Below are 13,525 nucleotides of genomic sequence, written 5' to 3'. Positions count from 1 at the left end.
TCGGTCGTCACGTCTGCACGCCGTCTGATCGTGCGCTAGAGAAGTCGATGGTTATCTTCGTGCCCCGATCGGGCGCGGTCTCCATTGTGATCGGGGCCTCATGCAGTTCGCTGATGCGCTGAACGATTTTCAAGCCGAGGCCGAGCTGGCCCGATCGCTTGATGTAACCGAGATCTTCGTGATGCTCCGGCAGATCGACGAGCCCCTTGCCGTCATCCTCGACGCTGACGATCGCACCGGGGCCGCAGGTCAGCACGATGCGGGTGCCTGGGGGATTATGCTTTACCGCGTTCTCGATCAGGTTGCGCAGCATGTTCTCGACGAGCGCCGGGATAACGGTTACCGCAGGCGTTCCCTCGTCGACGAATTCCAGCGATTTGTCGTGATCGAAGACAAAGGGCGCGATCGCCTCTGCAAGGCTCGCGCCGATCTGCGAGAGGCTGGCCTGCTGATAGGCCGAAGGATCGACGGCGTCGGCCCGGGCAAGCGAGGTCAATTGTTCGAGAATATGCGTGAGGGCATCGAGGTCGCGCTCGGCATTGCGGGCACGGGGGTCGTCGATGTGGCTGAGTTCCATCTTTGCGATCGAAACCGGGGTCCGGATCTCGTGCGCAATGGAAGAGGAGAACAGTTTCTGGGATTGGATCAGGTCGGCGACACGCGCCAGCATGCGGTTGACGGCACTGACGAGGCGGGCGATCTCCTCGGGCATGCGGGTGAGCGGCAGGCGAGCACCGCTGTCGCGGGGATCCAATCGGTCCGCTGCCGCAGCCGCCATGGCAACCGGTTTTAGGGCACTGCGGATCGACCAGATCGTCGCGCCGATGACGAGGCAGAACATCAACGTCATCGGCACGATCATCGAATCGAACATCTCGTGCAGCAGTGCGCTGTACATGAAGCCGTTTGGATCCTTGAGGATCGCCAGTTCGATCAGAACCGTCGCGCCGTCGCGTTCGAACGATTGGCCGCCGGCAACACTGAAGGGTTTGCCGGGCGAAATAAGCCGTTTCCAGAAATTGGGCGCGTCGAGGTCGAGCGGAAGAAAATGCTCGGCGCATTCCGTGGTGCAGTTTGAATAGAGCAGAGTTCCCGGTTCCGTTCGCACGCGGAGAAAAATCGATCCATCGCGATCGTGAGGGGCCAGATACCGTTCGCTCAGTTCGCGACTAAACTCGTAACTGATGACGCCATCACGGATGCGGATCGCCGTCGCCAGTATTTCCGTTTCCTGCTGCAGCATCAGAACGGTCAGCTTGTCATCGTCGAACCAATAGTCTGCAAAGACGACGCCGATCTGGATTGCCATGGCGAGCAGCGAGAACGCCACGATGCGACGGGCGACGATGCTGATCAGCGATGGGTTCGGCTTTTTCATGAGGCTCGCCTGAGCAGATAGCCGATCCCTCGGACGGTCTCGATCTGTATGCCGGTCTCGTGGGCCTGCAGCCGTTTGCGGACCCTGGACACGGCAAGCTCCAGCGCATTGGGGCTGATCTCCTGGCCATACTCCGAAAGCGCGGTTTCGAGCTTGCGCTTGGGAACGACGCGGCCGACTTCCCGCATCAGGATTTCGATCAGCGAGCGTTCGCGGGGGGGCAGTGGCACGACAATGCCGTCACATGTCAGGTCTGCGGTTGCAGGATCGTAGCGCAGAGCCCCAGCCTCGAGTACCGGCTGCACCGCTTGCGGATTTCGCCGCAACATCGCGCGGCAACGCGACAAGAGCTCCCGGTGGTGAAAGGGCTTGACGAGATAGTCGTCGGCGCCGGCATCCAGTCCAGCGATGCGCTCATCGACCGATCCGCGCGCTGTGATGATCAAGACGGGCAAGCTCGGATATTCCTGGCGAACGCGGCGCAAGAGCTCCAGGCCATCGCCATCGGGCAGGCCGAGATCGAGCAGAATCAGATCGTGTTCCTGAGCCGCGATGGCTGCCTCGGCGTCCGAAACGCTCGACACCGCATCGAGCCGCCAGCCCGCGTCGCGCATGGTTTCTCCGACCAGTTCTACCAGTCGCGGACTGTCTTCAACCAGGAGCAGGCGCATCGAGTCGTCTCGGCATGACCATTCTTGGTTCGACCATATGGGCTTTCTCAGAGGCTGCCAACTCCCTTGCGCAGGCCAACCAAAGCGGGTGCCGGGGAGGCAATGAGCAATCTTGACGGGGTTTCGACAGCTTACCGGGCGTATCTCGACGAGGCAGGGGGAGGCTGCAATCGAACCGGCGACCCCGCATGACGCGGCCTCCGCCTCAACTGAATGCCCGCGACATGCTGGCCGCAAAGCGAAGACGGTCAGGCAGTTGCAGCAGGAGAAGACTGTTTTGATCGTCAGAAGAATTCGCCGGCCAGAGCTCGGCAGCGTTGCCCTCAGTGCAATCGTCAGTATCTATTTGCTCGTTGTCACCAACAATTCCTTCTGGTCGCACGCCGCCAGCTACTTCGATAATTCGCGGTTGTCGCTTCTGTCTTTCGGCGCCGCACTGGCGCTCACCACCTTTGCGGTTTTGACGCTTGCATCGGCCAAGTACGTCATCAAACCGGTACTGATCTTCCTCATCGTCGTTTCAGGGGCCGCTGCTTATTTCGTTGATTACTTCGGCGTGATCATCGACAAGGACATGATCGGCAATGCAGCGGTCACCACTCAGGCGGAGGCGAGCCATCTTCTGACCGGCAGCTTGATGCTGCACTTGCTGCTTTACGCAGTCATCCCTTCAGTGTTTGTGGTCTGGGTCAAGGTCCGCCATCGGCGCTTGCTGCCCAAGGCGGCTATCAATCTTGCCATCATCATACCGTGCCTGCTCATCAGCGGCGGATTGATCTATTCGGATTTTGCCAGCGTTGCCTATGTCATCCGCGAGCACAAGGATCTGATGAAGCGGTTCAATCCGACCGGGCCGGTCTCCGCCGCCGTTCGATATGCATCTTCGATCTACAAGGAGCGCAATATTGTCGTGCAGCCACTGGGCACCGACGCCCGGCAAGGCGCGCGTGTTGCCGCGGCAGGCAAGCCGGTCGTCGTCGTGGTGGTTGCTGGCGAAACCGCCAGGGCGATGAATTTCTCGCTCAACGGTTATGACAGAGAAACCAATCCGGAACTCAAATCGCTCGGGGTGATCAACTACACCGACACGACAAGCTGCGGCACGGCGACGGCAATCTCGCTTCCCTGCATGTTCTCTGTCTATCCGCGCAACGAGTATACCGACTGGAAGGCACGTTCGACCGAAAACCTCGTGAACGTTCTGACCCGCGCCGGCGTTTCCGTGTCGTGGTGGGACAACAACACCGGCAGCAAGGGCATCGCCGATCTCATCAGCTTTGCCAGCATGACGAACCAGAAGAACAGCCCCTTGTGCAACAATGGCGAGTGCCTTGACGAGATTTTCCTGGGCGAACTGGACAAGAAGCTGTCGGCGACCAAATCGAACAGCGTCATCGTCCTGCACCAGCTCGGCAGCCACGGTCCGTCCTACTATCTGCGCTATCCCGAGAAATTCCGGAAGTTCAAGCCGGATTGCCGCACGCCTGAGCTGATGAAATGCTCGGTCGAGGAAATCACCAACGCCTACGACAACACCATCCTCTACACCGATTATGTGCTGGCGAGCGTTGCCCGCCTTCTGGAGAAGCATCAAAATGACATCTCGGGCGCGATGATCTACATGTCCGATCATGGCGAATCTCTCGGCGAGAACGGCATCTATCTGCACGGCGCGCCCTATGCGATAGCGCCGCGCGAGCAGACGCAGGTTCCTTTCGTCTCCTGGTTTTCGAAGCCCTATCAGACGGCAATGGGCATCGACGCGAGCTGCCTCGCCAAAGAGACGGACCAGCCGAAATCGCACGACAACCTGTTCCACACTGTGCTTGGCATGATGGATGTCGAGACGAAGGTCTACAACCGCGACCTTGACGCATTTGCGAACTGCACCCGGCAGGGCCCGCTAGGCAAACCAAGCGTGTCGGCATTTCAGGCCGCCGATACGGCAAAGGACTTGCCGGCAGCGGTCGTCCCGGCGACGGCCATGCCGGGCGCCAAGGCACTCTAACGGGTGCTTCGACTGTCGGATCCAGTACAAATCTGATCGGCTTTCGGAACAAAGCATCGGTCTACAGACTTCTTTGCATGTCTACTCGTTTACGCCCGCAAAAGCGGACGCCAACGAGTATTGGTAGAGACGCCGGCACCAATCGGTGCCCGCGATCTATCCTTTCGCAGAGGGAGAGATTGATGCAGATCGTCGGAATTCAGGTTTCCGCTGAACGCGGCGGCAAGGCCGGCTTCACGGTCGAGTTCGTTGGTGCCGAGGGCGAAGTCGTCACGGTCACATGTCCGCAGGACGCGGATGCATCGCTTAACCGGTTGAATGCCGTGGCCAGGGCAAAGGACATTCTGTCGGCGGCACTTGGCGCCGATGAAAGGTTGTTGGATGCGTCCGATCGCCCACGTCCGAGCTCAGCGGCGATGCAGCCACTGCCCAATGCGCGGACCGCGCATGATCGGAAAACAATGGAAGAACAGCTCGACGAAGGTCTCGAAGATACCTTTCCGGCAAGTGACCCGGTTTCCATCGCCAGTTCGGCGATCGCCAAGGGCAATTCACGCCGTTAGTCGCTGCGGTTTCGCGATCCAGTTCGAACCGAACGCGACGCGCGGTCCCTGATCGGCGCGTTACCTATTGTGCGGGCTTGATCATTGCCGGCCTTGCCGTGTTTCCGCCATCCGTGCAGTCTATCGGCGCTCGTATCCAAGCGTCGAACATACGTTACGGCGACAACCCTTTCGTCGAGTTCCGGAGGACTGGCGCATGAGCGCGCTGCACCTGACCTTTGCCGTCGGCGATATCCACGGCTGCCTGGCCGAACTTCAGGCGCTTCTACGGCAGATCGAAGCCTATGCGCCTGAAGGCAGGGTGATTTTTCTCGGCGATATGATCGACCGCGGCCCCGACAGCCGTGGCGTGGTGGAACTGATCATGGCCGGCCCCCAGAAGGAAGGCTGGTCCTGGCTGACGCTGAAAGGCAACCATGAGGAAATGCTGCTCGGCGCCCGGAGCGGCGAGAGCGATGTCGACTGGTGGCTCGTCAACGGCGGCATCGAAACATTGGCATCCTACGACAATGTCATTCCGGGGACGCATCTGAAGTGGTTGCTGCAGCTTCCCTCCATTATCGTCGAGCGGTTTCGCATCTTCGTCCACGCGGGCGTCGATGAAGCCATGCCGCTGGAGCGACAGGGCGACGAGATCTTCCTCTGGATCAGACGGCCTGACGATTATTCGGGCGATTATTGGGGCAAGCATCTTTGCCATGGCCACACACCGAGTCGATCCAACCCGCGCACTGTGGGCAACCGCACAAATGTCGATTCAGCCGCGGTGTTCGGCGGCAGTCTTTCCTGCGCGATCTTTGACGATGACGTCCCGGGTGGTCCGATCGGCTTTCTAAGCACCGGGCCTGGCGCTGACCATTCGTAACTGACCGTTGCCGAAGATGATCGCAGGCATGCCGAATTGCATTGTGCCCCCGCGCCCCAGCCTGTAGGTGTGCCGGAACTGTCGGGCGGGCTTTTTCGCCCATCATCGCAGCTTCAGGGGATTACCGTTGGATACCGCGCCTTCTTCTCTTTTTGCCAAGAACTTCGCCGCTCTTCTGTTCGATATGGACGGAACGCTGCTCAACTCCATGGCCGTCGTCGAACGTGTATGGGGCGCCTGGGCTGTCCGCAATGGCCTCGATCCCGTGGAAATGATGAAGACGGTACACGGCGTTCGCGCCGTCGATACGATCCGCACGCTCGAATTGCCGGGTGTCGATCCGGAGCATGAAGCGCACGAGCTTGCGCTCGCTGAAATCGCCGACGTCGAAGGCATCATCGAGATCGAGGGCGCTATCGCCTTCCTCAACTCGCTGCCACCGGAAAAGTGGGCGATCGTCACATCGGCGCCGCTCGACCTTGCCGTTCGCCGCCTCGCGGCCGCGGGCATCCCCATCCCGAACCTGATGATCACCGGCGAAGATGTGTCGGTGGGAAAACCCCATCCAGAAGGCTATCTGCTGGCCGCCGAGAAACTGGGCGTGCGCCCGGAAGACTGCATCGTCTTCGAAGATGCTCCCGCCGGAATTCTGGCGGGTAAGGCCGCCGGCGCCGAAATCATCGTGATCACAGGCGCACATGCCGCAGCCGCCGACACGCCGCACATGACGCTCGCCCGCTACAGCGACATCGAGGCGGGCGTTGCCGACGACGGCATGCTGTCGCTGCGCCGCCGTCGCTGAACGCTATTATTGATCGACGCGGGCCGCATCGGGGGGCGCTGCGTCGAGAAGCTGATGAAAGCCGGAGCGCCCGATCAAGGCCTCCGGCTTTTCCGTCTCTCGGCTCAGGCCGTGACCCAGCATTTCGTCAAGGCGTGGCCGCCCATCAGTTCGCCGTTCGGATCATCGACCCAGCCGCCGACCTTGTCGTTGGTGGCGTCGATATAGTTGTTGAACATCGGCACGATGACGCCGCCGTCGTCGCGCAACATCATTGCCGCTTGGCGATAGATCGCCTTGCGTTTGGCCTCGTCCAGTTCGCCGCGGGCAGCGAAGATCAATTTGTCGAAGTCTTCGCGCTGGAAACGCGTGTCGTTCCATTCGGCCTTCGACAAATAGGCGATCGAGTAGACCTGATCCTGCGTCGGCCGGCCGGTCCAATAGGACATACTGAAAGGCTGCTTGTTCCAGACGTCCGACCAGTAGCCGTCGCCCGGCTCGCGCTTCAGGTCGATGGTGATGCCGCATTTGGCAGCACTCATCTGGAAAAGCTGGGCGGCATCGACGGCGCCGGGGAAGGCGACGTCCGACGTGCGCAGCAGAACGGCGCCGTCGTGGCCGGATTTCTTGTAATGGAATTTCGCCTTATCAGGGTCGAAGACCCGCTGTTCGATGTCGTTGTCGAAAAGCGGATAGCCCTTGATCATCGGCGTGTCGTTGCCGACGGTGCCATATCCGCCGAGGACCTTTGCCACCATCTCCTCGCGGTCGACGGCATATTTCAGCGCAAGCCGCAGGTCGTTATTGTCGAAGGGCGCGGTGTTGCAATGGGCGATGAACACATAGTGGCCCTTGCCCGGTACATTTCGGATCACGACGCCGGGCAGGCGCTTGATCAGTTCGACGAGCTTCGGCTCGATGCGGTTGATCATGTGCATCTGGCCGCTTTGCAATGCGGCGGTTCGCGCGGTCGAATCGTTGATGACGACGATTTCGACCTGGTCGGCGTGTCCGCGTTCGGCCGAGCCCCAATAGCCTTCGTGGCGCTCAGCCACGTGTTTTACGCCCGCCTCGTTCACCACCACCTTATACGGGCCAGTGCCGATGCCGGCGCTCGGATCGTCCTTGCCGCCGTTTGGCTGGATCATCAGATGATAGTCGCTGACGACATAGGGCATGTCCGCATTCGGCTGCCGCAAGGTGATGACGACATTGTCGCCATCGGCCTTGATCGTCTCGAACTCCTGCACGAAGGGCAGGGCCGCCGATTTGGAGTCTGCATCGCCGTGGCGTTCGAGTGTTGCCACCACGTCCGCCGGCGTCAACGGCTTGCCGTTGTGGAAGGTGACGTCCTTGCGGATCTTGAAGCTCCAGGTTTTTGCGTCACTGGATGCTTCGTAGGATTCGGCCAGGCGATACTCGATCTCGCCGGTCGGAGCGACTTCGAGAAGCTGCTCGCCCCAGCAGCGCCCGAGCGTATAGGGCACTTGGCTTGCCCATGTTGCCGGGTCCAGGCTGTTGGTCGATTCGCCGCCGACTAGCCCGGCCCGAAGCGTCCCGCCCTTGACCGGTCCCGCGGCACGCGCGGCACTTCCAAGCAATGTCTGCGCCGACGCGATTGTTACGCCGAGCGCCGCTGCCCGGCCCATAAACTCCCGTCGTGACAGGCGGCCCGCTGCAACCTGTCGGCTCATGAATTCCAGTTCTGTTGGCATCGCTTACTCCCTCCCTCGCAAGACGCGCCCGGCATACCGGTAACGTTGCAGGATAGTGTGGGAGATGAAACCGGCAAGATTCTCACGCGACGACAGTTCATGCCGCAGATGGCGAAGAAGAAGTCGTTCTCGGCCCTGCCTTCATCCGTTGGTGATCAGGCCGACGAGCACCACCGACTGCGTCATTACGGCTCGGAGCTTTTGCTGGCGCAACTTGTTCTCTCAGGCAAGGTTGCCGCCCCCGGGCAAGCCGAAAGGATCGGCAAAACATGTCCCATAGCCTCGATGGCGCCATTCAATATGCGCGACAATATTGTATACAATAATGTTGTCATTGGTATCCGACTGTCGTATGCAATTAATGGCGCTGGTGGTACAGCCCCGGCGCCGGCCCATGCGGGAGGAGGCATGCGAAGAGGATCGCGTGACCCGTGCTGGGTTGAGATTGTCGTCGTCATTAGGGAGGGGAAAATGAAGAAAAGAATTCTGAAACTTTGCGCCACGGCAGCCGGCATTGCCGTCGGCCTCATGGCATCGACTGCAAGCGCGGCCACCACGCTCGAAACGGTCAAGGCGCGCGGCAAGCTGATCTGCGGCGTCTCGATGAGCACGCCCGGCTTTGCCACCGCAGACACCAAGGGTCATATGCAGGGCTTCGACGTCGATGTCTGCCGTGCTGTCGCTTCGGCGGTTTTCGGCGATCCGGAGAAGGTCGATTTCGTTCTGACCAACATCAATACCCGGTTCCAGGCTCTGCAGTCCGGCGAAATCGACATGCTGTCGCGCCAGACCACCCACACCTTCTCGCGCGAAGTCTCGCTCGGTCTCGATTTCGGCCCGACGGTGTTCTACGACGGCCAAGGGCTGATGGTACCGAAGTCGCTCGGCGTCAACAGCGCCAAGGAACTGACGGACGCCGCGATCTGCACGCTGCCCGGCACCACGACGGCCCAGAACCTCAGTGACTTCTTCCGCTCGATCGGCGGCAAGTTCGAACTGGTCGTCTTTGAAAACCCGGATGAGAACCGCAACGCCTTCTTCTCGGGCCGCTGCGAAGCCATCTCGTCCGACCGGTCTGACCTGGCGTCGATCCGTGCGGTTGCCAACAATCCGGACGACTACGTCGTTCTTCCCGAGACCATTTCCAAGGAGCCGCTCGCTCCGTCGGTCCGGCAGAACGATTCCAACTGGCGCGATATCGTTTCCTGGTCCGTCTGGATGCTGATGGCGGCTGAAGAGCGCGGCATCACCCAGGCCAATGTCGACGAAATGGCCAAGAGCGAGGACCCGGAAATCCAGCGCATGCTCGGCGTCAGCGAAGAGCTCGGCAAGATGCTCAACCTCGACAACAAGTGGGGCTACAACATCGTCAAGGGCGTCGGCAATTACGGCGAAGTGTTCGAGCGCAACCTCGGCACCAAGACGGCGCTCGGTCTGACCCGTGGGCCGAACACCCGCTGGAGCGAGGGCGGCCTGCTCTACGCACCGCCGTTCCGTTGATAGTCGTCGGCCCGCGCCCTGGCGCGGGCCTTTCCGTCTTTGATGTTCCCCTTGCCCGGCAGACGTGTCGCCATGTCCCTGTTCTATGACACGCGCATCCGCGCGTTCCTCTACCAAACAATCGCGATCGGCGCCGTTGTCTTCGTCGCCTGGGCGATGTTCAGCACGGCGAGCGCCAACCTTGCCAAGCAGGATATTGCCACCGGCTTCGGCTTCCTGGCGCGCCAGGCGGGGTTCGTCATCACCGAGACTGCGATTGCCTACGAGCCGACCGACACGTTCGGCCGCGCCATCCTTGTCGGCATCGCCAATACCGTGAAGGTTTCGGCGCTCGCCGTTCTTTTCGGTACGATCCTCGGCGTACTCGTCGGTATCGGCCGACTGTCGCACAATCCGGTTCTGTCGCGTCTGATGCTTGCCTATATCGAAGCGCTGCGCAACGTTCCGCTGCTCCTATACCTCTTGCTCTGGTATTCGCTGATCATCTCGGTGTTTCCGCCGGTGCGGCAGGCGATCGAGATGCTTCCGGGCGTGTTCCTGTCCAATAGCGGCCTGGTCATGCCGGCCATGCGGTGGGCAAGCGGTTTCGAAGCGCTGCTCGTCGCCCTCATCGTCGGCATCGCTGCCGCCGTCGTAATCGAGCGCATCCTGGCTCGTCGCCGGATCGCCACGGGCAAGGAGACGCCTGTCGCCACCATCGCGACGCTCGCCTTCCTGGTGCCGCTCGCGGCTACATCGCTGCTCGCCGATATCTCGGTCTCCCTTGATATTCCCGAACTCGGCCGGTTCCGCCTGACCGGCGGCTACCACGTGCGCCCGGAATTCGTGGCACTGCTGATCGGCCTGACGCTGAGCGCTTCGGCAAACGTCGCCGAGATCGTCCGTGCCGGCATTCAAGCCGTCAGCAAGGGACAATGGGAGGCGGCCACGGCCCTCGGCCTGCCGCGCTCGCGCACGCTGAAGCTGGTTATCCTGCCGCAAGCGTTGCGCATCATCGTGCCGCCGCTGACCAACACCTATCTGACGGTTTTCAAGAACAGCTCTTTGGCCATTGCCATCGGCTATCCCGATCTCGTGATGGTCTCCAATACGATCATGAACCAGACCGGCCAGGCGATCGAAGCGATTGCCATCTTCATGGCCGTCTATCTCGGACTGTCCATCCTGATCTCGCTGGTGATGAACTGGTACAACGCGCGCGTTGCGCTGAGGGAGCGCTGAGCCATGGCCCAGTTCGAAGGTTTCGTTGCCGACCCGAGCCTGATGGCGCCCGCGGCTCGCCCGCCGACGCGCAACCGCACCTGGCTTTCCGCCTATTTCGGAACGCCGGGCAACGCCGTGATCACCATTCTGTGCCTCGGCATGATCTTCGGGCTTGCCAAGCTCGCGATCGGCTGGCTGTTCGTCGACGCGATCTTCTCCGGGGCACCGGCGGATTGCAAGGCATCAAGCGGGGCCTGCTGGCCGTTCCTGTCGGCCAAGCTGCGCTATATCTTCTTCGGCTTTTATCACTTTGACGAGCAGTGGCGACCGCTGACGGCGATGCTTCTGTTCCTTGGCGCTTGCGGCGTATCGATGGTTCCGCGCAGCTGGGGCAGGGCGCTTGCCGTCACTTGGATCGTTGTGATCCTGCCGACGCTCTACACGCTGATGGCCGGCGGCCTGTTCGGTCTGACCGTCGTGCCGACCACGCAATGGGGTGGCTTGCCACTATCGTTCATGCTCTCCTTCGTCGGGCTCGCCTGCGCCTTGCCGCTCGGGATTGCACTTGCGCTTGCGCGGGCTTCGAGCCTACCGGCGATCCGCGTTCTTGGCGTCGGCTTCATCGAAATCGTCCGCGGCGTGCCGCTGATCAGCATCCTGTTCATGGCGACCGTCATGCTGCCGCTGTTCATGCCCGATGGCATCACCATCGACAAACTGCTGCGCGCCCAGGTGGCGATCATTCTCTTTGCCGCCGCCTATATCGCCGAGATCGTCCGCGGCGGGTTGCAAGCGGTTCCCAAGGGACAGATCGAAGCGGGCCATTCGCTCGGGCTGCATTATTGGCAGATCATGCGAAAGATCGTGCTGCCACAGGCTTTGAAGAAGGTCATTCCTCCGCTCGTCGGCCTGTTCATCGGCTTCTTCCAGGATACGACGCTGGTGACGATCGTCGGCCTGCTCGATTTTCTCGATACCGTGCGGACCGCCATGCGCGATCCGCAATGGCAGGGCATCGCCGTGCTTGAAGGCTATGTGTTTGCTGCCGTCATCTACTTCTTTTTCAGTGCTATTATGGGCGCTTACAGCCGTTTCCTCGAGCAATATTTCAGGACTACGCATGACTGAGAACATTCACGTTATCCGCAAGGCGCATACCGTCATCGGCTTCGACACCGAAACGAAAAGCCATGTCTACCTCAACGACGCCGATGTCGCCTATGACGATGCAGGTTTCGTCCATGTCGGCGGACGTTATGATGGTGCCTTTGCCCGCGAAACCTCCGGCGCTGACCGGATGGTGATGCCGGGTTTCGTCAATGTGCATTGCCACTCCGGCGAGGAGCCGATCTCCAAGGGAATCTTCGAAGACGCGGGTACCGCAGCGCTTTGGGGCAACGCTCTTTATGAATATTCCAACCTACTGGAGATCGACGACGGCGCCATCGAGGCATCGCTGACCGTGATGCTGGGCGATTTGATGCGTAGCGGGGTGACTACCCTGCTGGACATCGCCGGACCGCATGAAAGCTGGCTGCCAACCCTGGCGCGAAGTGGCGCCCGCGCCTTTGTCGCTCCCGGCTTCCGCGAGGCGCAATGGCATGTCGAAGACAGCCATCGCCTGGATTTTATCTGGGACAAGGCGCGCGGCCGCGAGGCTTTTGCCAGGGCGCTCGATGTGGTCGACGTCGCTGCGGCCCATCCCTCCGGTCGCCTTGGCGGCGTGGTGGCGCCATCGCAGATCGAGACCTGCTCGGCTGAATTGCTGCAGGATGCTGCAGCCGAGGCGCGCAAGCGCGGCATGCCGATCACCATCCACTCGGCCCAGACGATGGCCGAACACGAGGAACTCCTGCGCCGGACCGGCCTGACCGCGGTGCAGTATCTCGAAAGCCTCGGCGTCCTCGGCGACAACCTGATCCTCGGCCATTGCATCTTCGTCGACAGCCATTCCTGGACGCGCCAGCGCACGAACATCGATCTCGACCTGCTGGCGGCGCGGCGCACGACCGTTGCCCATTGCCCCGTCACCTTCTCGCGCAGCGGCATGGCGCTGGAATCGCTCGGGCGCTATCGCCGCGCCGGCGTCAATGTCGCGCTCGGGACCGACAGCTATCCCTTCAACATGCTGGAAGAAATGCGCCAGGCGATGATCTGCGCCCGGCTTTCCGGTAAATCCGTGTTCGACGTCACGACCTCGGACATCCTCGAAGCGGCAACGCTTGCCGGCGCCCGCGCGCTTGGCCGTGACGATATCGGCCGGATTGCCGTCGGTGCGAAAGCGGACTTTCTCGTCATCGACCTGAAGCATCACGCCATGCAGCCGGTCTACGACCCCTTGCGCAATCTGCTGCATTGCGCGGCGGAGCGCGCAATTGAAGAGGTTTATGTCGACGGACAATGCGTCGTGCGCCATGGGCGTCCGACCTTGATCGACTATGACGGCGCCGTGGCGCTGCTGCAGGAAGCTCAGGATTACGCCTGCCGCAAGGCCCCCGAAAACGATCCGAAGAAACGGCCGATGCGCGATCTGGCACCTTTGTCGCTGCCGATCCGCTCATAAGAATCTAACAGCCGGCCGATGTCGATTCGGAAAGCGTCGGCAATGCCGGCGCTTTCTCTCGCTCAGGCCTGGGCAACCAACCGTGGTTCCACCGCCGCGGCATCGTCCTGTTTCGGCTTCACGAGAGGCTGCCCGTCCCTGAACAGTTTCCACTTCGTTGGCCGGAAGGCGACCCTGGCGCGGTCCTGGGTTGTGGTGCGTTCGGGCGGCAGCTCGATTTCGGCATGCGGGTGGGTGCGGCCGAGGTCGAGTTCGAGATGGCGGGTGCCGGCGACGCG

11 protein-coding genes and 1 pseudogene are annotated in these 13,525 nt (G+C 61.2%); 8 read left to right on the top strand and 4 right to left on the bottom strand.

What is annotated here, in order from left to right:
• Positions 1-7: 7 nt before the first annotated feature.
• Together BC360_RS26425 and BC360_RS26420 are read right to left on the bottom strand one after the other, a co-directional pair.
• Positions 8-1,378, bottom strand: a complete 1,371-nt coding sequence (locus BC360_RS26425; RefSeq protein ID WP_065797440.1) for a sensor histidine kinase — start codon at positions 1,376-1,378, stop codon at positions 8-10.
• On the bottom strand, positions 1,375-2,049 hold the full coding sequence (locus BC360_RS26420) for a response regulator transcription factor (RefSeq protein WP_065797439.1): 675 nt from the start codon (positions 2,047-2,049) through the stop codon (positions 1,375-1,377). Before BC360_RS26420 ends, BC360_RS26425 begins: the two co-directional genes overlap by 4 nt.
• A gap of 277 nt (positions 2,050-2,326) precedes the next feature.
• On the opposite strand from BC360_RS26420, the gene BC360_RS26415 reads away from it, so the two are divergent.
• The 4 genes from BC360_RS26415 to BC360_RS26400 all read left to right on the top strand — a co-directional run bounded on the left by BC360_RS26415 (position 2,327) and on the right by BC360_RS26400 (position 6,287).
• Complete coding sequence (locus tag BC360_RS26415; RefSeq protein ID WP_065797438.1) at positions 2,327-4,057, top strand: phosphoethanolamine transferase; 1,731 nt, start codon at positions 2,327-2,329, stop codon at positions 4,055-4,057.
• A gap of 182 nt (positions 4,058-4,239) precedes the next feature.
• On the top strand, positions 4,240-4,620 hold the full coding sequence (locus BC360_RS26410; RefSeq protein WP_065784390.1) for a hypothetical protein: 381 nt from the start codon (positions 4,240-4,242) through the stop codon (positions 4,618-4,620).
• A gap of 196 nt (positions 4,621-4,816) precedes the next feature.
• Positions 4,817-5,485: a metallophosphoesterase family protein gene (locus BC360_RS26405; RefSeq protein ID WP_065784391.1), complete on the top strand. Its 669-nt coding sequence runs from the start codon at positions 4,817-4,819 to the stop codon at positions 5,483-5,485.
• A gap of 127 nt (positions 5,486-5,612) precedes the next feature.
• Positions 5,613-6,287, top strand: a complete 675-nt coding sequence (locus BC360_RS26400) for an HAD family hydrolase (protein WP_065797437.1) — start codon at positions 5,613-5,615, stop codon at positions 6,285-6,287.
• Positions 6,288-6,391: 104 nt separating this feature from the next.
• Here BC360_RS26400 and BC360_RS26395 read toward each other — a convergent pair whose 3' ends face one another.
• Positions 6,392-7,981: an ABC transporter substrate-binding protein gene (locus BC360_RS26395; protein ID WP_065797436.1), complete on the bottom strand. Its 1,590-nt coding sequence runs from the start codon at positions 7,979-7,981 to the stop codon at positions 6,392-6,394.
• Positions 7,982-8,452: 471 nt separating this feature from the next.
• On the opposite strand from BC360_RS26395, the gene BC360_RS26390 reads away from it, so the two are divergent.
• From BC360_RS26390 to BC360_RS26375, 4 genes are all read left to right on the top strand, one after another.
• Positions 8,453-9,481, top strand: a complete 1,029-nt coding sequence (locus tag BC360_RS26390) for an amino acid ABC transporter substrate-binding protein (RefSeq protein WP_065784394.1) — start codon at positions 8,453-8,455, stop codon at positions 9,479-9,481.
• Positions 9,482-9,553: 72 nt separating this feature from the next.
• Positions 9,554-10,702, top strand: coding sequence for an amino acid ABC transporter permease (locus BC360_RS26385; RefSeq protein WP_083222740.1), 1,149 nt, complete (start codon positions 9,554-9,556; stop codon positions 10,700-10,702).
• 3 nt (positions 10,703-10,705) lie between these two features.
• Positions 10,706-11,812 carry an amino acid ABC transporter permease gene (locus BC360_RS26380; protein ID WP_244512925.1) on the top strand — a complete coding sequence of 369 codons (1,107 nt, stop codon included), beginning with the start codon at positions 10,706-10,708 and terminating at the stop codon, positions 11,810-11,812.
• Entirely contained in the window at positions 11,805-13,247 is a 1,443-nt protein-coding gene (locus BC360_RS26375) for an amidohydrolase family protein (protein ID WP_065797434.1), read from the top strand. The genes BC360_RS26380 and BC360_RS26375 overlap by 8 nt, the downstream gene beginning before the upstream one ends.
• 62 nt (positions 13,248-13,309) lie before the next feature.
• Here the strand turns inward: BC360_RS26375 and BC360_RS26370 are convergent.
• Positions 13,310-13,525: pseudogene (locus BC360_RS26370) on the bottom strand (TOBE-like domain-containing protein); the annotation flags it as partial.

This window comes from Ensifer sp. LC163, from assembly GCF_001695855.1.
Lineage (GTDB): Bacteria > Pseudomonadota > Alphaproteobacteria > Rhizobiales > Rhizobiaceae > Ensifer.
Note: the sequence above shows the minus strand (reverse complement) of the source record. Positions and strands in the feature narration are given on the sequence as shown.

Coding starts and splice junctions, on each gene's coding strand:
- BC360_RS26395 (WP_065797436.1), bottom strand. CDS start 7,981: ATGCCAACAGAACTGGAATTCATGAGCCGACAGGTTGCAGCGGGCCGC.
- BC360_RS26385 (WP_083222740.1), top strand. CDS start 9,554: ATGTCCCTGTTCTATGACACGCGCATCCGCGCGTTCCTCTACCAAACA.
- BC360_RS26380 (WP_244512925.1), top strand. CDS start 10,706: ATGGCCCAGTTCGAAGGTTTCGTTGCCGACCCGAGCCTGATGGCGCCC.
- BC360_RS26425 (WP_065797440.1), bottom strand. CDS start 1,378: ATGAAAAAGCCGAACCCATCGCTGATCAGCATCGTCGCCCGTCGCATC.
- BC360_RS26375 (WP_065797434.1), top strand. CDS start 11,805: ATGACTGAGAACATTCACGTTATCCGCAAGGCGCATACCGTCATCGGC.
- BC360_RS26405 (WP_065784391.1), top strand. CDS start 4,817: ATGAGCGCGCTGCACCTGACCTTTGCCGTCGGCGATATCCACGGCTGC.
- BC360_RS26410 (WP_065784390.1), top strand. CDS start 4,240: ATGCAGATCGTCGGAATTCAGGTTTCCGCTGAACGCGGCGGCAAGGCC.
- BC360_RS26420 (WP_065797439.1), bottom strand. CDS start 2,049: ATGCGCCTGCTCCTGGTTGAAGACAGTCCGCGACTGGTAGAACTGGTC.
- BC360_RS26390 (WP_065784394.1), top strand. CDS start 8,453: ATGAAGAAAAGAATTCTGAAACTTTGCGCCACGGCAGCCGGCATTGCC.